General features: G+C 69.3%; 17 protein-coding genes. 10 read left to right on the top strand and 7 right to left on the bottom strand.

All coding sequences use genetic code 11. From position 1 onward, the window contains the following. Nucleotides 1–27: 27 nt before the first annotated feature. Entirely contained in the window at nt 28–777 is a 750-nt protein-coding gene (locus QZM72_RS09050) for an SDR family oxidoreductase (protein WP_301737878.1), read from the bottom strand. 122 nt (nt 778–899) lie between these two features. Then, nucleotides 900–1,817, bottom strand: a complete 918-nt coding sequence (locus QZM72_RS09055; protein WP_301737879.1) for a LysR family transcriptional regulator — start codon at nt 1,815–1,817, stop codon at nt 900–902. A 165-nt stretch (nt 1,818–1,982) separates the two neighbouring features. Between QZM72_RS09055 and QZM72_RS09060 the strand changes: the two genes are divergently transcribed. The 3 genes from QZM72_RS09060 to QZM72_RS09070 all read left to right on the top strand — a co-directional run bounded on the left by QZM72_RS09060 (nt 1,983) and on the right by QZM72_RS09070 (nt 4,431). Beyond that, nucleotides 1,983–3,467: a PLP-dependent aminotransferase family protein gene (locus QZM72_RS09060; protein ID WP_301737880.1), complete on the top strand. Its 1,485-nt coding sequence runs from the start codon at nt 1,983–1,985 to the stop codon at nt 3,465–3,467. 96 nt (nt 3,468–3,563) lie between these two features. Then, nucleotides 3,564–4,001 (top strand): carboxymuconolactone decarboxylase family protein, encoded by a 438-nt coding sequence (locus tag QZM72_RS09065; RefSeq protein WP_089469699.1) that lies wholly within the window; start codon nt 3,564–3,566, stop codon nt 3,999–4,001. Nucleotides 4,002–4,011: 10 nt separating this feature from the next. Then, the gene (locus tag QZM72_RS09070; protein WP_301737881.1) at nt 4,012–4,431 is read left to right on the top strand and encodes a cupin domain-containing protein; all 420 of its coding nucleotides are present in this window, start codon (nt 4,012–4,014) and stop codon (nt 4,429–4,431) included. A gap of 108 nt (nt 4,432–4,539) precedes the next feature. Here QZM72_RS09070 and QZM72_RS09075 read toward each other — a convergent pair whose 3' ends face one another. Both QZM72_RS09075 and QZM72_RS09080 read right to left on the bottom strand, forming a co-directional pair. Beyond that, nucleotides 4,540–5,772, bottom strand: coding sequence for a porin (locus QZM72_RS09075; RefSeq protein WP_301737882.1), 1,233 nt, complete (start codon nt 5,770–5,772; stop codon nt 4,540–4,542). Between the two features lie 480 nt (nt 5,773–6,252). Further along, entirely contained in the window at nt 6,253–7,317 is a 1,065-nt protein-coding gene (locus tag QZM72_RS09080; protein ID WP_301737883.1) for a squalene/phytoene synthase family protein, read from the bottom strand. Between the two features lie 380 nt (nt 7,318–7,697). On the opposite strand from QZM72_RS09080, the gene QZM72_RS09085 reads away from it, so the two are divergent. Further along, on the top strand, nt 7,698–8,840 hold the full coding sequence (locus QZM72_RS09085; protein WP_301737884.1) for a glycerophosphodiester phosphodiesterase: 1,143 nt from the start codon (nt 7,698–7,700) through the stop codon (nt 8,838–8,840). Nucleotides 8,841–8,910: 70 nt separating this feature from the next. Here QZM72_RS09085 and QZM72_RS09090 read toward each other — a convergent pair whose 3' ends face one another. Together QZM72_RS09090 and QZM72_RS09095 are read right to left on the bottom strand one after the other, a co-directional pair. Next, on the bottom strand, nt 8,911–10,536 hold the full coding sequence (locus tag QZM72_RS09090) for a rhodanese-related sulfurtransferase (protein WP_301737885.1): 1,626 nt from the start codon (nt 10,534–10,536) through the stop codon (nt 8,911–8,913). Nucleotides 10,537–10,641: 105 nt separating this feature from the next. Continuing rightward, the gene (locus QZM72_RS09095) at nt 10,642–11,208 is read right to left on the bottom strand and encodes a cysteine dioxygenase (protein ID WP_301737886.1); all 567 of its coding nucleotides are present in this window, start codon (nt 11,206–11,208) and stop codon (nt 10,642–10,644) included. Between the two features lie 17 nt (nt 11,209–11,225). Here QZM72_RS09095 and QZM72_RS09100 point away from each other — a divergent pair, with 17 nt between their 5' ends. Next, the gene (locus QZM72_RS09100) at nt 11,226–12,200 is read left to right on the top strand and encodes a LysR family transcriptional regulator (protein ID WP_301737887.1); all 975 of its coding nucleotides are present in this window, start codon (nt 11,226–11,228) and stop codon (nt 12,198–12,200) included. 79 nt (nt 12,201–12,279) lie between these two features. Here QZM72_RS09100 and QZM72_RS09105 read toward each other — a convergent pair whose 3' ends face one another. Further along, nucleotides 12,280–13,635 (bottom strand): acyl-CoA dehydrogenase family protein, encoded by a 1,356-nt coding sequence (locus QZM72_RS09105; protein ID WP_301737888.1) that lies wholly within the window; start codon nt 13,633–13,635, stop codon nt 12,280–12,282. A 244-nt stretch (nt 13,636–13,879) separates the two neighbouring features. Here QZM72_RS09105 and QZM72_RS09110 point away from each other — a divergent pair, with 244 nt between their 5' ends. The 5 genes from QZM72_RS09110 to QZM72_RS09130 are packed head-to-tail and all read left to right on the top strand — an operon-like array spanning nt 13,880 to nt 18,829. Further along, on the top strand, nt 13,880–14,965 hold the full coding sequence (locus tag QZM72_RS09110; RefSeq protein WP_301737889.1) for an LLM class flavin-dependent oxidoreductase: 1,086 nt from the start codon (nt 13,880–13,882) through the stop codon (nt 14,963–14,965). 50 nt (nt 14,966–15,015) lie between these two features. Beyond that, nucleotides 15,016–15,855, top strand: coding sequence for a class II aldolase/adducin family protein (locus QZM72_RS09115; RefSeq protein WP_089469689.1), 840 nt, complete (start codon nt 15,016–15,018; stop codon nt 15,853–15,855). 22 nt (nt 15,856–15,877) lie between these two features. Further along, the gene (locus tag QZM72_RS09120) at nt 15,878–16,912 is read left to right on the top strand and encodes an ABC transporter substrate-binding protein (protein ID WP_301737890.1); all 1,035 of its coding nucleotides are present in this window, start codon (nt 15,878–15,880) and stop codon (nt 16,910–16,912) included. Between the two features lie 4 nt (nt 16,913–16,916). Then, nucleotides 16,917–18,014, top strand: a complete 1,098-nt coding sequence (locus QZM72_RS09125) for an ABC transporter permease (protein ID WP_301737891.1) — start codon at nt 16,917–16,919, stop codon at nt 18,012–18,014. Then, entirely contained in the window at nt 18,008–18,829 is an 822-nt protein-coding gene (locus QZM72_RS09130; protein WP_301737892.1) for an ABC transporter ATP-binding protein, read from the top strand. Before QZM72_RS09125 ends, QZM72_RS09130 begins: the two co-directional genes overlap by 7 nt. Nucleotides 18,830–18,872 lie beyond the last annotated feature (43 nt).

Consider the following 18,872-nt stretch of genomic DNA (forward strand, 5'->3'; position numbering starts at 1 on the left):
GGTTACGCAGCCCGCCCGCCTCGCCCCTTAGAGCAACCCCATCCCGCCCGACGCGATGATTTCCGCGCCGACGATGAACGCGGATTCCGGCGCGCTCAGGTGCAGCACCGTCGACGCGATTTCATCCGGCGTGCCGAACCGGCCGATCGGGACGAGGCCCTTGATCTTGTCGGCCGTCGCGTCGAGCGTCGCCGCATCGAGCCCGAGCTTGCCGTACAGCGGCGTCTGCACGGGCCCGGGGCTCACCACGTTCACGCGCACGCCGTGCGGCAGCAGTTCGGTCGACAGCGTCTTCGCGAACGAATTGACGGCCGCCTTGCTGGCCGCGTACACCGACGAGCCTGGCATCCCGACATGCGCGTTGATCGAGCCGTTGATCACGATCGACGCGCCGCGATTCAGCAGCGGCACCAGCGACTGGATCTGGAAATACGCGCCCTTCACGTTGGTGTTGAACACGAGATCCCACATCGCTTCGTCGCTGTCGGCGAACGGCGCGAGTTTCGCGACGCCCGCGTTGACGAACACGGCATCGAGCCGCACGCCGGCGGCGGCGATCGCGTCGGCCAGCGCGCGGGCCGACGCGACGCTGCCGGCTTCGTTGCGAATCGCGAGCGCGCTTTCGCCGAGCGTTTGACGGGCGGCTTCCAGTGTTTCGGCGTCGCGGCCGGTGATGATGACCCGCGCGCCTTCGGCCGCGAATGCGTGGGCGGCCGCCAGGCCGATGCCGCTGCTGCCGCCCGTGACGAGGACCGTCTTTCCTTCGAAGCGTTGCATGATGTTCTCCTGTGAACCGGTGAGTTGACCGTGAACACAGGATGCGCGCGGCGCACGGCGTTGCCGTACGACCGGCACGACGAACATGTTCGAAAACGTCGAACATGTTGGCGCGGGCGCGTTCAGCCGAGCACGTCGATCCCGTCGAGCAGCCGCCGTGCGAGCCGCGGCTCGCGCAATTGCTCAAGCCACCATTGCAGCGCGCGACCGTCTCGGTCGTCGTGCCACGCGACGTACAGCAGATTCGGCTCGCGCGGGTCGGCCGTCGGTTTCTCGACCAGTTCGCCGCGCGCCAGCAGCGACGCGACCCGCCGGCGCGGCACCCAGCCGACGCCGAGCGCATCGCGCTGCGCGAGGATCTTCGCGCGCATCGACGGCACCGCGAGCACGGCCTGGCCGCCGAGCAGCCCATACGCGCGACCGGCCGCGCGCCGCGACGAATCGGCGACGACGACCGATCGGTGCGCACCGATCGCGTCGCGCGTCAGCACCCCGCTCGCGGCCGCCAGCGGATGGCGCGGCGATACCGCGAACACCCATTCCATCGCGCCGAGTTCGAACCACTTGAGGCCCGGAATCGCCGGCGGCTCGTTGGTCGCGCCGACGACGAGATCCGCGCGGCCGTCGCGCAACGCTTCCCAGGTCCCGCCGAGCACCTCGTGCGTGAAGCGCAGCGATACGCCCGAATCGAGCGCATCGAACGCGCGGACGACCGGCAGGAGCGTGTCGAACTCCAGCACCTCGTCGCTGACGATCCACAGCCGGTCCTCCCAGCCGCTCGCGACCTGCCGCACGCGCTGCGTCAGCCGGGCGACGTCGAGCGCCAGCCGCGCCGCCTCGTCGGCCAGCAATTGCCCGGCCGGCGTGAGCTGCAGCCGGTAGCCGCGGCGGTCGAACAGCAGCGCGTCGAAGCGCGTTTCGAGCTGGCGCGCCGCGTGCGACACCGTCGACGGCGCCTTGCCGAGCCGCGCGGCGGCACGCGACAGGCTGCCGGTGGCGCGGATCGCGTCGAGCAGCGCCAGTTCGTCTTCGGACAGCATGAGGTCGCTCCACGGTGAGGTTTGTCGTGGATCGTAAGGCAGCCGCGCACGGCGGTCCAATCACGTGATGGCGGCTGCGGCTGCGAGCCCCGAACCGCCGCTGGCGCGCTCGACTTCCGGTATGCTGATCGACGCAAAGTCCCAGGAATCGAGGTAACCACTGCGATGGACATCGCGATCCGCATCGAAGGCCGTCACGACCTGACTGGGCAAATCTTCCGGCAACTGCGCACGGCGATCGTCGACGGGCGTCTCGAAGGCGGCGCGCGGCTGCCGTCGACGCGCGACCTCGCGAAACAGCTCGGCGTGTCGCGCAAGACGACGCTCGACGCGTTCGAGCGTCTCGTCGCCGAGGGCTACCTGACGACGCGCGCGGGCGACGGCACGTTCGTCGCCGACGGCCTGGCGCGCGTGCCGCATGCCGCGGCCGCGTCGGCGCCGTCGATCGTCGACGAGATGCCGCGCATCGACGCGGTCGATGCGCGTGCGGTGTGGAACGACCTGCCCGACGCGCTCGCGATGCCCGCGCCGCAGGACTCGCCCGGCTTCGACTTTCGCGGCGGCGTGACCGACAAGACGCTGTTCCCGTTCGACGCGTGGCGGCGCTGCCTGCATCACGCGCTGCGCCAACAGGCGCGCGGCCCCGGCCAATACCATGACCCAGCCGGCGATCCACAATTGCGCGGCGCGATCGCGCGCTACGTCGGATTCAGCCGTGCGGTCGCATGCAGCTGGGACGACGTGCTCGTCACGCAAGGCGCGCAACAGGCGCTCGACCTGCTCGCGCGCGTCGTCGTCCGACCGGGCGACGTCGTCGCGGTCGAGGATCCCGGCTATCCGCCCGCGCGCGCCGCATTCGCGTCGCTCGGCGCGACGGCGATCGGCGTGCCGGTCGACGCGCAGGGCCTCGTCACGGAACGGCTGCCCGACGACGCGCGGCTCGTCTACGTGACGCCGTCGCACCAGTTCCCGCTCGGCATGCCGATGACGCTCGATCGCCGCGTCGCGCTGCTCGAATGGGCGCAGCGCCGCCGCGCGGTGATCATCGAGGACGACTACGACGGCGAATTCCGCTTCGAGGGCCGGCCGGTCGAATCGCTGAAGAGCCTCGACCGCACGGGCCTCGTCGCGTACGTCGGCACGTTCTCGAAGACGATCTTCCCCGAGCTGCGGATCGGCTACGCGATTGCGCCACGCGCGCTGCGCGGCGCGCTGGCCAAGGCGAAGCAGATCGTCGACTGGCACGCGTGCACGCTGACGCAGGCGGCGCTCGCGCGCTTCATGCTCGAAGGCGATTTCGCGCGGCATCTCAAGCGCGTGCAGAAGCACTACGACGCGCGTCGCAAGATGCTGATCGCGCACCTGCGCGGCGAACTCGCGCCGTGGTTCGACGCGATCGTGCCGAGCGCCGGCATCCATCTGGCCGCGCACCTGAAACCGGGGCTCGACGAAGCGGCGCTGGTCCGCGCGGCGCGCGCGCAGGACATCGGCCTGTACGGGATTTCCGCGTTCCACGTGGGCGTGCCGGTGCGCCCGGGCCTGCTGTTCGGCTATGGCGGGATCGACGCGCTGCGCATCGACGCCGCGCTTGCGAAGCTGGCCGGCTTGCTGGATGCCGGCATCGCGGGCGGGTCGCCACTGGCTACCTGAATTTCCATGAAATTGGCTATTCAAGCAGGCCATTACGACGCTTAAAGTGGGTCCTGTCGCGCCACCCCGGCGCTACCCAACCGAAAAGGACCTGCCATGCAACCGCGCCTGAACTTCTATGCCGCCAGCCCGAATGCGATCAAGGTGATGCGCAACGCCGAGGAATTCCTCGCGAAGAGTTCGATCGAGAAGCCGCTCGCCGAACTCGTCCGCCTGCGCGCGTCGCAAATCAACGGCTGCGCGTTCTGCGTCGACATGCACACGACCGACGCGCGCAAGGGCGGCGAAACCGACCGCCGTCTCGCGACCGTCGTCACGTGGCGCGAAACGCCGTTCTTCACCGAGCGCGAACGCGCGGCGCTGGAATGGACCGAAGCGTTGACGCTGGTGGCCAGCAACCATGTGCCCGACGCCGTCTGGGAAGCCGTGAAGCCGCACTTCACCGACGAGGAGCTGGTCGACCTGTCGATGCTGATCGCGACGATCAACGCGTGGAACCGCCTCGCGATCGCGTTCCGCAAGATGCCCGAGTAAGGCGGCGACGATGATCCGCTCCACACTCCATCGCGTCGCGCTGTGCGCCGGGCTCGCGCTCGCCGCGGCGCTGCCGGCCGCCGCCCACGCGCACGACGCCGGCGACAGCGTGCACGCGATCATGCAGCAGGCCGTGCCCGAAGCGCCGGGCAAGCTCGCCGTCGTCGCGACGGTCGACTATGCGCCCGGTCAGGCGTCCGAAGCGCATCGGCATCTCGGTTCGGTGTTCGCCGTCGTGTCGAAAGGCGAAGTGCTGTCGCAGGTGAACGGCGGCCCGCTGCGCCGCTATCGCGCCGGCGAAGGCTGGTACGAGCCGCCCGGCTCGCGCCATCAGGTGTCGCGCAACGCGAGCGCGACCGAACCCGCGCAACTCGTCGTGTTCGGGTTGACGGGCGAGCATCAGCCGCTGAAGTCGCCGATCGATCCGTGATTCGACGCGACGGATCGCGCATCGGCTCGCGACGTAAACGAAAAAACCGGCCCGAAGGCCGGTTTTTCATACCGCATGCCGTGAGCGGCGCTCGCGCGCCGCGCGACATCAGAAGCGGTGGATCAGGCCGACGCCGACGCCGATCTGGTTCTGCTTCGAACCTGCGCCCACGCCGTCGCCGATGGACGTCGTTGCAGCGATGACCTTGCCGCCGTTCAGCGTGTTGCCGCTCGAGTGCTGATAAGCCTCAACTGCGTACAGGCCCGTGCGCTTCGACAGGCTGTAGTACTGCGACACCGTAACCTGGTGGTACTTGGCCGCGCTGGAGATGCCGTTCGACTGCGTTGCAGCCGTGTACGAGTAGCCCGCTGCAAAGTCCCACTGCGGCGATGCCTTCCAGTGCAGCACGGCGCCCGCCGTGTTGAAGATCGCCGTGTTCGTGAAGCCCGACAGCGTGCCCGGGATGTACTGGACGTTCGAGTACGACACCGAGATGTCCCACGCCGGCGTGAACTGATAACCAGCCGTCACAGCCAGACGCTGCTGCGACTGGGCACCCGCGTAACCGTTGTTGATCGACGACACGGCCGGCTGGACGCCAATCGCATTACCCTTGGAATCAACGTTCGTACCGTTCTCGACTGTCGAAGCCGTACCCCACAGGCCACCACCCAGCGTCGCGTTATTGACACGCTGATAACCGACCGCGATGCCTGCCGGGCCGTTCAGGTACTGGATCGCCGCACTCCACGTCGAGCCGCGGTTCGTCGCGCCTGCGACACCGCCGAACGAGTACGAACCGCCGACCGTAAAGCCGTAGAACTTCGGCGACATGTAGACGAGCGAGTTGTTCGCGCGGTAGCTGGTATCCAGCGAATCGATATCGCCCGGGTGCGCGCCGTAGTAACCAGTCAGCCAGGTCGTCGGGCTGTACGGCGACAACAGCGTGTAGTACGCGGTGTACTGGCGGCCGGCCGTCAGCGTACCGTACGTGGCGTTGGTCAGGCCCACCCACGCTTGACGCGTGAAGATACCGCCACCCTGCGCCCACTGCGACGAGCCGTTAGCCGTGTTGACGCCGGCTTCCAACTGGAAAATCGCCTTCGTGCCGCCGCCGAGATCTTCGCTGCCCTTCAGGCCGAAGCGGCTGCCTGCCCACACGCCGGTGGACATCTGCACCTTCGAGTGACCACCCGAGGTCGCACCGACTGCCGACGAGTTGTTCTGCCAGGCGATACCGTTGTCGACGATACCGTACAGGGTCACGCTGCTCTGGGCGTGGGCGGCGGTAGCGGCTGCGAGACCGACTGCCGTCATGGCAAAAGCGACGCGCTTTTTCATTGATTCTCCGTCCTCAAAGAATGTTTCTTTTCTGGTGTGGTTTTATGACCGACACATGTGCGAGTACATGCCGACGCGATTCTGACGGATTACCGATTGTTTCCCAACATGTGCGGTCGGTCATCGTATGATCGACGCAACGCGCGGGTTCACCAAACGGTTACATGACACCTCGAAACGCTTGTGCGGCGGGCGCCTCCGGCATTTGCCGGTGAAAACCCTAGCTTTACATTTTTACAGGTGCAACGCGACCGCCCGATGTCGTCAGACGCCTTCGGCGACAAAATGTCTTACAAATGCGGGATCGAAGCTGACGCTGCGATTCACGCCGCCGCGCAGGATCGCCGACGTTCATGACACCCGCATTTCGAGACACGAAATCATGAAAACGTTTTTAGTCGGCGTGCCGGAAACCGGACGGATACGGTCCGGCGAACGCGGACCGGGAGGCGATGCCGGCGCGTATCGCGCCGGCAATCTTCAATGCTGTGGCGCAGAAGCCAGCCGCGCGGACACCGCATCGGCGAGCGCGGTCAGGCGCGCGCGGATCGCCGTGTTCGAACCGACCAGCGCGAGCGACGCCGCCATGATCCGGTAGATGCGCTTTCTCGGCACCTTGGCCGGCGTCGCCGGATCGAGCCACCCCGCGTGGCCGGCCAGCAACTCGAGCGTTTCGAGGCCGATCATGATCGGCCACAGGCACGCGAGCCGCAGCCGCACGAAACGGCGCGGGATCGCGAGCGTATACAGGCATGCGTCGCGATACTGGTCGAGCGCGACGCGCAGCAGGTCGACCAGCACGCCCCGCGCGCGTGCCGAAGCCTCGGGCTGCAGCAGATCGGCCACGACGAGCCCGTGCGCGGCCAGCACGTCGTCGGGCAGGTAGCAGCGGCCGATGCGCAGGTCCTTCGCGCAGTCGCGCAGGATATTGGTCATCTGCAGCGCCTTGCCGAAACGGATGCCCTTCTCGCGCATGGCCGGTAGATCCCAGCCGCGCGCGGCGCGCGTGTGCATCCCCGTCATGTCGGTCCAGAACTCGCCGACGCAGCCGGCGACGAGGTACGTGTAGCGGTCGAGCATGTCGCGCGTCGGCAGCGACGCGACCTGCCCCGACTGCTCGTCCGGAAACGTGCGCAAGTCGAATTCCATCCCCGCCGTGAGCGTCGCGACGACCTTGCGGATCGACGCGCGATCGGCCTCCGGCTGCGCGCGCAGCAGCGCGAGCATCGGCTCCATCGAACCGAGCAGCAGGTGTTCGTGCGAATCGGTCTGCATCCGCGTCACGTCGTCGAGCGAACGCGACAGCGCCGCGCCGTCGCCGAGCCGCTCGACGTCGTCGCGCAGGTCGGTCAGCAGCGCCGCGCGGCGGTCGGGCGCGACGAGCGCCGTGTCGGCGATCGTGTCGGCCGCGCGCGCAAGCAAATACGCGAGGCCGACCGGGTCGCGCATGCCGTCGGGCAGCACGCGCAGCGTCAGGTAGAAGGAGCGGGAAACGTTCTTCAGCAGCTCGCCGAGCAGATAGGCGGGATCGGTATGGGTCGTCATGGGTCGGGAAAAATCGGCCGGCGCGGGCCCCGGACGCACACGGGCGCCGGGCGCCCGCGCCGGCCCGCGAGTCGCCGCATCGTCGCGCCAGGCGGGCGTGGGCCCCGGTGCGGCAATGCAAAATTCCCGCAAGTTTAGTGCATCCGGCGCGCGGGTTCGCTGCGACGGCCGGAATGCGAGGCGCGCCCGCCTGCCGTCACGCGCGCCGCCGTGTATGTCGCCCCATCAAAACGAAACTGAAATGTCGAAGTAATACATATGTAATTATTCGATGCGACGATCGCGCACCGTTCGACACCATAGCCGCCGCCCCTGCCGCGCCACCGGCGCGAGCGCCCTTTTCCGGCTCCTTTCCGACTCCGTTTCGAAGGTTCATCGACATGCTCCTCAAGCGCCCGACCTCCCTGCGTTACGTCCCGTTCGCCTGCGCCGCCGCGTTCCTGCTCGCCGCGTGCGGCGGCGACGATCTGACGCGCGATCCCACGCAGCCGATTTCCGCGAAGGTCCAGGTGGTCGGCCATCGCGGCGCGAGCGCGCTGCGCCCCGAACACACGCTCGCGTCGTACCGCAAGGCGATCGAGGACGGCGCCGACGTGATCGAGCCCGACCTCGTGTCGACCCGCGACGGCATGCTCGTCGCGCGCCACGAGAACGAGATCTCGGGCACGACGAACGTGTCGACGCTGCCGCAGTTCGCGAACCGCAAGGCGACCAAGACGATCGACGGCACGCAGTTGACCGGCTGGTTCACCGAGGATTTCACGCTTGCCGAGCTGAAGACGCTGCGGGCGCGCGAGCGCATTCCGCAGGTGCGCCCCGCCAACACCGCGTACAACGACCAGTTCGAGATTCCGACGTTCGACGAGATCGTCGCGCTCGCGAAGCAGATGTCCGCGCAGACCGGCCGCACGATCCACCTGTATCCGGAAACCAAGCATCCGACCTACTTCCAGTCGATCGGCCTGCCGCTCGAGGACCGCCTCGTCGACGCACTGTTGAAGGACGCATACACGTCGCGCACGGCGACCGTATACATCCAGTCGTTCGAAGTCGCGAACCTGAAGGCGATCCGAAACCGGATCAAGTCGAGCCAGCCGAACTGGAAGCTCGTGCAGTTGATGGACGAAGCCGGCCAGCGCCCGTACGACTTCGTGAAGGCGAACGACACGCGCACCTACGGCGACCTGTCGACGCGCGACGGCATGCGCGAGATCGCGACCTATGCGAACGGCGTCGGCCCGTACAAGACGTCGATCGTCGCGGTCGCCGCGGACGGCACGCTGCAGCAGCCGACGCCGTACGTGCGCTACGCGCACGAGGCCGGCCTCGTCGTGCATCCGTACACGTTTCGCCCGGAGAACAACTTCCTGCCCGCGTCGCTGAAGGACGGCGGCACGCCGGCCACACGCAACGCGGCCGGCTCGGTGCGCGAGATCCAGGCTTACCTGCGCGCGGGCATCGACGGCTTCTTCACCGACGATCCGGCCGTCGGCCGCACGGCCGTCGATACGTTCAAGCGTTGATACGAAGCGCCGGCCCTCATCGTGACCGGGCGCCGCGCACGGCGTGCCGCGCCCGGTTGCACCGCGTCGGTCAGATCACGTTGAAGTAATGCGTGCCGTCACGCTTCAACTGGTCGACGAGACCGTATTCCCAGTCGAGATACGCTTGCATCGCGGCGGCCGCATTGTCGGTGCCTTCGTACGGGCGCCGATAGCGGTCGATGCGCGGCGACGCGAGACGGGTCTCGCCGCTCTCCAGCGGCAACCCGGCGTCGATCCACGCGGCCGTGCCGCCGGTCAGCACCCGGATGTCGGCCGATGCCGGCAGCAGCGCGCGGGCGTCGTCCGCCGCGAATCGCGCGAGCAGGCTCGATCCGCACGTGAACACGTAGCGCTTCGCGGGCGGAATCGCAGCCAGCGCGTCGCGCAATTGCGCGCGCACGGCAAACCACGCGCCCGGAATATGACGCTTCACGTAGTTCGCGCTGGCCGTCACGTCGACGATCGCGAGTTCGCCGGCCGCGGCTTCCTTCAGCCAGCCGGCGAGCGTCGCGGGCGACACGTCGGTCGCGGGCGGCGTCGCCGGCACGTCGCGCGGCGGCTGCCCGCGCTCGACGAACGCCGCGGCGCCGGCCGGTTCGACCACGCGCACGTCCCAGCCCATCTGCGCGAGCCACGATGCGGTCATGTCCGCGCGCACGCCGTCGTCGTCGGCCAGCACGATCCGCGCCCCGCGCACGGCCGCGTGATGGTCGGTTTCCTGCACGAGCTGGCCGCCCGGTGTGCTCAGGAAGCCCGGCAGATGCCCGGCTTCGTATTCCCCGGGCGTGCGAACGTCGAAGCGATACAACGTGCGGCCCGGCTCGTCGAGCGCGGCGACGTCGGCCAGCGCGATGCGCGGCACCCCGGCGCGCTCGGCCACCGCGCGGGCGGCCCGACGCGCGTCGGCGCGTTGCGTCGCGTCGATCTCGTCCGGAAAGCGCCGTGCGGCGCCGCGTTCGAGCGCCTGGCCGGCGAGCGTCCAGCCGATCGTGCCGTTGCGCAGCGCGGCGACCGGGTTCGGCAGCCCCGCGTTGACGAGCGATTGCGTGCCGATGATGCTGCGCGTGCGGCCTGCGCAGTTGACGATCACCTGCGTCTTCGGGTCCGGCGCGAGCGCCCGCACGCGCAGCACGAGCTCCGCGCCCGGCACGCTGGTCGAAGTCGGGATGTTCATCGTCTGGTATTCGTCGAAGCGGCGCGCGTCGACGATCACGACATCGGCTTTCGCATCGATCAGCGCCTGTACCTCCTGCGCGGACAGCGACGGCGTATGGCGCTCGGCCTCGACCCATTCGCCGAACGACTTGCTCGGCACGTTCACGTCGATGAACAGTTCGCCGCCCCCGGCGACCCAGCCCGCGAGGCCGCCGTCGAGCAGCCGCACGTCGGTGTAGCCAAGGCGCGCGAGCGTCGCGGCCGCGCGCGGCGCCAGATCCTCGCTGCCCGCTTCGCCGAACACGACGATCGGCGTGTCGCGGCGCGGAATCCGCGTCCACGCGTCGAGTTCGAGCTTCGACAACGGGAAGTTGGCGGCCCACAGCGGATGGCCCTGTGCGTACGGATCTTCCTCGCGTACGTCGATCAGCGCGATCTCGTCGCGGGCAAGCAGGCGTGCGCGTACGTCCTGGTACGACGCGACGGGAAAGCAGGAAAGGGAATCGGCGGATTGCGTCACGATGGCTCTATGTTGAATACGTTGAAGTCGGTGAAGAAAACGGAACGGGTCGATCCTGGCCCTGGCGGCGCGCGCCCGCGACGGGCCGCGCGAGCGGGCCGGGCGTCAGGCATTCGAATAGCCCGACACGAACGGCTTCACGGTACCGTCGTCCAGGTACACCGCGCGTTCGACCTTGCCGATGTTCGCGCCGTACACGTGGATGCTGATCGACACGCGGTCGGCGAACGCGTTGGTCACGCGATGCACGTCGCCGATGCGCGGCGATACGGCCTCGACCTCGCCCGGCCGCAACCGCACGGCATCGCCCGCCGGCACCGGCCTGCCGGCCGCGTCGAACCGGTACGGCTGCGAGAACTCGCCGCCGCGCAGCATTCCGATCAGCCCCCACACCGTGTGGTCGTGGATCGGCGTCGCCTGGCCGGGCCCCCACACGAAGCTGACGATCGAGAAGCGCTCGTCCGGGTCGAGATGCAGCAGGTACTGCCGATAGCGCTTGGGATCGGGCTGCGCGAACGCGTCGGGCAGCCAGTCGTCGTGTTCGACGAGCGCGGCGAGCAGTGCGCCGCCCTCGTCGAGAATGCGCGCCTCGTTCGCGCCGGACGCGAGCAGCGCATCCAGACCGTCGACGACCAAACGTAGCGGCGTCTGTTGCAGCGAAAGCGTACTCATCGGCCGTCTCCTCGAATATGATGCCGAATATGATGGATCGTCATGATGCACCCGAAAGACCATGCAGAACAAACATGAAAATTAGCGATATCGACGCTTTTGCAGCGGTCGTCCGCTGCCAGACCCTGAGCCAGGCCGCGGCCGAGCTCGGGATGACGCAGCCCGCGATCACGCGGCGCGTCCAGAATCTCGAGGAGGCGCTCGGCGTGACGCTGCTCGACCGCAACACGAAGCCGCCACGGCCGACCGACATCGGCCGGCAGGTGTTCGAGCAGTGTCGCGCGATCCTGCGCGAGGTCGACGCGCTGCGCGAACTGACGGCCGGCGAGCAGCCGCCCGCCGGCGAATTCCGGATCGGTCTCACGCAAGGGCTCGGCGAGCTGATGCTGCCGGGCCTCATCGCGGACCTCTCCGCGCAGTGGCCCGCGCTCGCGACGCAGGTCACGACCGCATGGGGCGGCCTGCTCGTCGAACGTATCGCCCGCCGCGAGCTCGATGCGGCGCTCGTCTTCCTCGCCCGCGAAATGGTGCTGCCGGCGCAGGTCGAGGGCGAACGGCTGCTGGCCACGCGGCTCGTCGCGGTCGGCCGCAAGGGCGACTGGCCGCGGCGCAGCTACCGGCTCGCCGATTGCCACGCTCGCGGCTGGGTGCTGAACCCGGACGGCTGCGGCTTTCGGGCGGGCCTGCGGCGCGCGCTCGACGCACAGGGCCTGCCGATGCCGGTCACGCTCGATGCGTACGGCCGCGACCTGCAACTGCAAAGCGTTGCCAACGGCTTCGGCCTCGGGCTGATGCCGCTGCCGCTCGTCGAAGGCAGCCCGCTGCGCGATGCACTCGACATCGTGCCGCTCGCCGATTTCAAGCCACAGATCGATCTGTGGCTGCTGCGCCGGCACGATACGGCGCGCCTCGACGCGCCGCTCGCGGCCGTCGCCGCGCATGCGCGCACGGCGTTCGCGCTGCCCGAGCAATCGCACGACAAGGCTGCTTGACGTTGCCTCGATGGCCGCGGCGGTCGCGCGATGCCTGCGTCGCGCCGCGCCGTTGCCGTGCGCGGCAACCCGGCTCGGCTCACGCATCGCGTCGATCGCGTTCGATCCCGGTACGTGACGTGGCGTCCGCTCCCGCGCTCGTCTGGCCGCGCATCGCCGCGTCGAGCACCGCGCGCCCCGCCGCCACCGCGATCGCATCGTCCTGCGGCGTATGCACGCGGCTGCACAGCACATCGCGATAATGGCGTTCGAGCGGATTGCCGCGGCTCAGCCCGTGATTGCCCGACAGCTTCAGCGCCTGCTCGACCGTCCGGATCGCCTGCTCGGTCACGGTGCGCTTGACGAGGCCGCTGGTCGTCAGCGACGGCGCATTGCCGGCGTCGGTACGCGCGATGTGATCGTCGAGCAGCACACGGTTCGCGTGCAGCCAGCCCTCGATTTCGCCGACCGCCTCCTGCACGCGCGGCAGCGTCGCGAGCGGCGCGCCAAGCCCGCTCGGCGCACGCGTCGTCGCGAATTCGACGAGCCAGTCGCGCGACGCTCGCGCCACCGCGTCGTACAGGCTGCCGAGCAGCACGACCATCCATGCCTGTTGGTCCGCCTGCGCGTCGGCATCCGCATGCGTGGCGGCCGATACGGCCCACGCGTCCGGCGCGCGCACGTCGACCGCATATTCGGCCGGCAGCGGCACCTCGTCGAACACGACTTCGTGGCTGCCCGATGCGCGCAGGCCGAGATGATTCCAGCTTTCGATCACGCGGATGCGATCGCCGTCCGCCTCGGGGTCGCGCGGCACGAGAAACACGCCGACCCGGGGCGCCGCTTCGTCGGTGCGCGCCCACACGGCCAGCCAGCGCAACGCCGGAATCCCGGTGCTGTAGAGCTTGTGGCCCGACAACCGCCAGCCGTCGCCATCGCGGCGCGCGATGGTGTCCGGCAGCCCGCCGCGCGACGGCGAACCGAGCGCCGGCTCGACGCGCAGCGCGTTGATCAGCGCGCCGTGCGCGACCGCGCTGTCGAATACCGCGCGACGCACCTGCGCGGGCCAGCGGTTGTCCGCGCGGCCGAGCGCGCGGTGCTGCAGATACGTCATCGTCAACACGAGCGCCGTCGCGGGATCGGCCCGCGCCACGGCCGCGACGATCCGGCTCGCCCGCGCCAGCGTCGCCCCTGCGCCGCCATGCCCGCGCGGCACGACCTGCGCGATCAGCCCGGCACGATGCAGCCGCGCGAAGTGCTCGTGCGGAAAGCGGCCGTCGACGTCGTTGCGGGCCGCATCGGCGGCGAGTTCGGGCGCGAGACGCTCGAGCAGCGCGGCAAGGCGCGCGTCGTCGTCCGTCTCGTCGGCGGCGTCGGCGGGTTGAGCGGCGTGCGCAGGCAGCAGGCGCAGCGAAGATGGCGGTGGCGGCGAGGAAACGGCAAGGCTGGCGGACATCGAAACGGATTCCCTGGGTAGCTCGAACACGGCGGCGAACGCGTCAGCGGCGGCAAATACGGCGCCAACGCGCGCCCGATCATTCGCGAGCCCACAGCGTATGCGCAACGCATACGGCCCCAAACCATGCAAATCTGATATTCAAATCGGGATTGATTATTTCCATTCCGCATGATCCCGGCGTTAACCTGCGCTCCATTCCTGCCCGGCCGTGCGCCGGGACATCCCTGCACCGGAGACCCAGATGAGCGTCGAATTCATCGGCATGATCCAGAGCCAGAAGCAGTCGGAAATCCACCCGGCGTCCGGCCCCGCGGTCGATCCCGACTATGTCCGCGACTTTGCCCGCGCCCACGAAACCGCCGGTTTCGACCGGATTCTCGTACCGCATCACTCGACCGGCCCGTCGGCGACGCTGACGATCGCATTCGCGGCGGCCGCGACCGAGCGCATCCATTTCATGCTCGCGCATCGTCCGGGCTTCACCGCGCCGACGCTCGCCGCGCGCCAGATCGCGACGCTCGACCAGTTCAGCCGCGGCCGGCTCGCCGTGCATTTCATCTCCGGCGGCTCGGACAGCGAGCAGCAGCGCGACGGCGATTTCCTCGATCACGACGCGCGCTATGCACGCACCGACGAATACCTCGGCATCCTGCGGCGCATCTGGACCGAAGCGCAGCCGTTCGATCACGACGGCGCGCATTACCGCTTCAAGCAGGGTTTCTCGGAAGTGAAGCCGTTCCAGCAGCCGCACGTGCCGATCTACTTCGGCGGTGCGTCGGAAGCCGCGCTCGCGGTGGCCGGCAAGCACGCGGACGTCTACGCGCTGTGGGGCGAATCGCTCGACCAGGTGCGCGACCTGACGACGCGCGTGCGCGCCGAAGCCGCGGAGCACGGCCGCCAGGTGCGCTTCTCCGTGTCGTTCCGCCCGATCCTCGCGGCGACCGAGGACGAAGCGTGGGCGCGTGCGCACCGCATCCTCGACGAAACGCGCCGGCTGCGCGAAGCGGCCGGGCTCGGCGCCGGCGGCCCGCAGCAGAGCGAAGGCGCGCGCCGCCTGCTCGCCGCGGCCGAGCGCGGCTCGCGCGTCGACAAGCGGCTGTGGACCGAGATCGCGAAGCTCACCGGCGCGCGCTCGAATTCGACGGCGCTCGTCGGCACGCCCGAACAGGTCGCCGACGCGCTGCTCGACTACTACGACCTCGGCGTGACGACGTTCCTGATCCGCGGCTTCGACCCGCTGGAAGACGCGATCGACTACGGCCGCGAACTGATTCCGCGCGTGCGCAGCGCCGTCGCCGCCCGCGACGCGGCACGCCGCGCCGCCTGAGCCTGACGGCGTCAACGGAGCCACTGGAGCCACTGGAGCCATACGCGATCATGTCCGCCGTCCTGTCCTCGCCCCACCGTACCGCATCGGGCCTCGTGCTCGCCGATACGCCGCGCCAGCACTTCTGGTTCGATCCGCCCGCGCCGCGCATCGACGTCGCCGCCGAGCGCCGCCACCGGCAGGAGCGGCTCGCGGCCGCGTTCCGCCTGTTCGCACGCTTCGGCTTCGCGGCGGGCCTCGCCGGCCACATCACCGCACGCGATCCGGAGCTGCCCGACCATTTCTGGGTGAACCCGCTCGGCGTGCATTTCTCGCAGATCAAGGTCTCCGACCTGCTGCTCGTCAACGCGCGCGGCGAAACCGCGATCGGCCAGCGGCCGCTGAACAAGGCCGCGTTCGCGATCCATGCGGCGATCCACGAAGCCCATCCGCACGTGGTCGCCGCCGCGCACACGCATTCGACCTACGGCAAGGCCTGGTCGACGCTCGGCCGCCCGCTCGATCCGCTCACGCAGGACGCGTGCGTGTTCTACGAAGATCATGCGCTGTTCGACGACTTCACGGGGATGGTCGTCGACACCAGCGAAGGCGCGCGGATCGCCGATGCGCTCGCGAAGCCCGACGGCACCACGCACAAGGGCGTGATCCTGAAGAACCACGGGATCCTGACGGCCGGCCCGACGGTCGAGGCCGCCGCGTGGTGGTACATCGCGCTCGACAACGCCGCGCACACGCAGTTGCTGGCCGAAGCGGCCGGCACGCCGCAGCCGATCGATCGCGCGACCGCGCGCCATACGCACGGCCAGATCGGCGGCCCCGACGGCGCGCTGCATGCGTTCGACAGCCTGTTCGCGCGCGTCGTCGCCGACGAACCCGATCTGCTCGACTGAGCGCTACACCGGAGACCAGACCATGACCCAAACCACCGCACCCACGCCCGCCGACGCGCACGACGGCCAACGCCGCCGGCTGCTGCGCGCGGCCGGTGCCGCCGCGCTCGCCGTGCCGGCGATCACGCTCGGCCGCAACGCGCGGTCCGCGCCGCCGCTGAAGAAGCTCACGTTCGCGTGGAACCAGAACGCGTTCTGCCTGACGCCGATCGTCGTCGCGCAGGAGCGCGGCTTCTTCGAGAAAAACGGGCTGCAGGTCGAGCTGATCAACTACAGCGGCTCGACCGATCAACTGCTCGAATCGATCGCGACCGGCAAGGCCGATGCGGCAGTCGGAATGATCCACCGCTGGCTGAAGCCGCTCGAAACCGGCTTCGACGTGAAGATCATCGGCAGCTCGCACGGCGGCTGCGTGCGGCTGCTGGGCGCGAAGGCGGCCGGCGTCACGACGCTGCAGGCGCTGAAGGGCAAGACGGTCGGCGTCAGCGATCTGGCCGCGCCCGGCAAGCACTTCTTCTCGATCCTGCTCGCGAAAAACGGCATCGATCCCGAGCGCGACATCACGTGGCGGCAGTATCCGGCCGACCTGCTCGGCGTCGCGGTCGACAAGGGCGAGATCCACGCGATCGCCGACGGCGACCCGAACCTCTACCTGCTCGAAAAGCGCAGCAACGGCGCGTACACCGAACTCGCGACCAACCTGTCCGGCGAATACGCGCGCAAGGTGTGCTGCGTGATCGGCGCGCGCGGCGACCTCGTGCGCAACGACCGGCCGTCGGCCGCCGCGCTCGCGCGCTCGATCGTGCAGGCCACCGAGTACACGCACGACAACCCGAACGAAGCCGCGAAGGTATTCGCGAAGTATTCGCCGAAGATCAGCCCCGAGGATCTGCGCAAGCTGTACGCGACGCTCACCTACACGCATCACCCGACCAGCGTCGACCTGCAGCAGGAAATCGCGTTCTATGCGGACGATTTCCGCCGCATCAGCGTGCTGAAGAAGAGCACGGACCCGCAGCGCTTCGCGCAGCAGGTCTATGCGAACGTACTGGGGTAACGCGATGTCGACGATCGAACACGCTTCCGCCGCACGCACCGCATCGGCCCCGGCCGGCGACGCCGCGCACGCTACCGCCACCGCGCGCGCAGCCTGCACGGCCTGCGAAGCCACGCTGGCTGCCGACGCCCGGCGCGCGCGCGCCTGGCCGACCGGGATCACCGCCGCGCTCGCATGGGCCGCGCTCGGCGCGCTCACGCAGCTGTGGCCGAACCGGATCGTCGGCTTCAGCGACTGGGCGTACACCGACACGTTCGGCACGGCCGCGTGGACGATCGCCGCGCTGCTGCTCGTCGCCGCGACGCTCGGCCATCGCGTTCCCGCAACCCGCACGCGGCTCGCCCGCGTGCGACCGGCCGGCCCGTGGCTCGTCGCGCTGCCGCTCGTGCTCGCCGCGTGGGAAATCGTCACCGCGAAAACCGGCTGGCTGCCGACGCCGTTCTTCGCGCCGCCGCAGGCGCTGATCGAGGTCTACGTCGACGACTGGCCGCGCCTCGCCGGCAGCGCCGGCAACACGCTGAAGCTGCTCGCGCTCGGCTTCGCGTACGGCGTCACGGTGGGCTTCGCGGTCGGCGTGTCGATCGGCTGGTCGCGCCGGATCGGCTACTGGGTCCATCCGGTGCTGCGCGTGCTGGGGCCCGTGCCGGCCACCGCGCTGCTGCCGCTCACGTTCTACTTCTTTCCGTCGAGCTATTCGGCGGCCGCATTCCTGATCGCGCTCGCCACCGGGTTCCCGGTCGCGGTGCTCACGTGGTCGGGCGTCGCGAGCGTGAACAAGCAGTACTACGACGTCGCGCGCACGCTCGGCGCGAATGCGCGCTTCCTCGTGCTGCGCGTCGCGATTCCGGCCGCGCTGCCGCACGTGTTCGTCGGCATCTTCATGGGGCTGAGCGCGTCGTTCACGGTGCTGGTCGTCGCCGAGATGATGGGCGTCAAGTCGGGGCTCGGCTGGTATTTGAGCTGGGCGCAGGGCTGGGCGTCGTACGTGAACATGTATGCGGCGCTGATCGTGATGGCGCTGCTGTTTTCCGGGTTGATCGCGCTGCTGTTCACGGTGCGCGACCGTGTGCTCGCCTGGCAGAAAGGAACCGTCAAATGGTAAGCGCCGCCGTACTCGAATCGTCCGTCGCAACTGTCGCGGCGCCGGCTGTCACGCCGGCGCGCGGCGCGCGCATCGACATCCGCCGCGTGAGCCATGCATTCGACAGCTCCGGCGGCGCGCTGCCGGTGCTCGACGACGTGTCGCTGTCGGTCGCGGCCGGCGAATTCGTCGCGCTGCTCGGCCCCAGCGGCTGCGGGAAATCGACGCTGCTGCGGCTCGTCGCGGGGCTCGACGCCGCGCGGCAAGGCACCATCGCGCAAGACGGCGTGCCGATCGAGCGCCCCGATCCGTCGCGCATCGTCGTGTTCCAGGATCCGACGCTGTACCCGTGGCGGCGCGTGCGCGCGAACGTCGCGCTCGGCCTCGAAGCGCGCGGCGTGGCGCGCACCGCGCAGCATCGCGTCGACGATGCGCTCGCGCGCGTCGGGCTGCAGGAATTCGCGAACGTGTTTCCGCACCAGTTGTCCGGCGGGATGGCGCAGCGCGTCGCGCTCGCGCGAGCGCTCGTCAACGATCCGCGCCTGCTGATCCTCGACGAGCCGCTCGGCAAGCTCGATTCGCTGACGCGGCTCACGATGCAGGCCGAGTTGACCGCGCTGTGGCAACGCGACGGTTTCTCCGCGCTGCTCGTCACGCACGACGTGGAAGAAGCGCTGTTTCTCGCGCAGCGCGTGATCGTGTTCGGGCCGCGCCCGGCACGGATCGTCGCCGAACTGCGCGTCGACCTGCCCTACCCGCGCCATCGCGGCGACCCGCGCCTCGCCGAATTGCGCCACGACGCGCTGCGGCATCTCGGGCTCGATGCGAGCTGGTAGATGCCGAGTGCCGTTCGACGTTTGACTGCGGTACGCCGGAGAC

The organism is Burkholderia sp. AU45388 (assembly GCF_030481585.1).
GTDB lineage: Bacteria > Pseudomonadota > Gammaproteobacteria > Burkholderiales > Burkholderiaceae > Burkholderia > Burkholderia sola.

What these genes read in the sequence shown, in the direction of transcription:
- QZM72_RS09050 (WP_301737878.1), bottom strand. Translation starts at nt 777, where the DNA reads ATGCAACGCTTCGAAGGAAAGACGGTCCTCGTCACGGGCGGCAGCAGC.
- QZM72_RS09055 (WP_301737879.1), bottom strand. Translation starts at nt 1,817, where the DNA reads ATGCTGTCCGAAGACGAACTGGCGCTGCTCGACGCGATCCGCGCCACC.
- QZM72_RS09060 (WP_301737880.1), top strand. Translation starts at nt 1,983, where the DNA reads ATGGACATCGCGATCCGCATCGAAGGCCGTCACGACCTGACTGGGCAA.
- QZM72_RS09065 (WP_089469699.1), top strand. Translation starts at nt 3,564, where the DNA reads ATGCAACCGCGCCTGAACTTCTATGCCGCCAGCCCGAATGCGATCAAG.
- QZM72_RS09070 (WP_301737881.1), top strand. Translation starts at nt 4,012, where the DNA reads ATGATCCGCTCCACACTCCATCGCGTCGCGCTGTGCGCCGGGCTCGCG.
- QZM72_RS09075 (WP_301737882.1), bottom strand. Translation starts at nt 5,772, where the DNA reads ATGAAAAAGCGCGTCGCTTTTGCCATGACGGCAGTCGGTCTCGCAGCC.
- QZM72_RS09080 (WP_301737883.1), bottom strand. Translation starts at nt 7,317, where the DNA reads ATGACGACCCATACCGATCCCGCCTATCTGCTCGGCGAGCTGCTGAAG.
- QZM72_RS09085 (WP_301737884.1), top strand. Translation starts at nt 7,698, where the DNA reads ATGCTCCTCAAGCGCCCGACCTCCCTGCGTTACGTCCCGTTCGCCTGC.
- QZM72_RS09095 (WP_301737886.1), bottom strand. Translation starts at nt 11,208, where the DNA reads ATGAGTACGCTTTCGCTGCAACAGACGCCGCTACGTTTGGTCGTCGAC.
- QZM72_RS09100 (WP_301737887.1), top strand. Translation starts at nt 11,226, where the DNA reads ATGATGCCGAATATGATGGATCGTCATGATGCACCCGAAAGACCATGC.
- QZM72_RS09105 (WP_301737888.1), bottom strand. Translation starts at nt 13,635, where the DNA reads ATGTCCGCCAGCCTTGCCGTTTCCTCGCCGCCACCGCCATCTTCGCTG.
- QZM72_RS09110 (WP_301737889.1), top strand. Translation starts at nt 13,880, where the DNA reads ATGAGCGTCGAATTCATCGGCATGATCCAGAGCCAGAAGCAGTCGGAA.
- QZM72_RS09115 (WP_089469689.1), top strand. Translation starts at nt 15,016, where the DNA reads ATGTCCGCCGTCCTGTCCTCGCCCCACCGTACCGCATCGGGCCTCGTG.
- QZM72_RS09120 (WP_301737890.1), top strand. Translation starts at nt 15,878, where the DNA reads ATGACCCAAACCACCGCACCCACGCCCGCCGACGCGCACGACGGCCAA.
- QZM72_RS09125 (WP_301737891.1), top strand. Translation starts at nt 16,917, where the DNA reads ATGTCGACGATCGAACACGCTTCCGCCGCACGCACCGCATCGGCCCCG.
- QZM72_RS09130 (WP_301737892.1), top strand. Translation starts at nt 18,008, where the DNA reads ATGGTAAGCGCCGCCGTACTCGAATCGTCCGTCGCAACTGTCGCGGCG.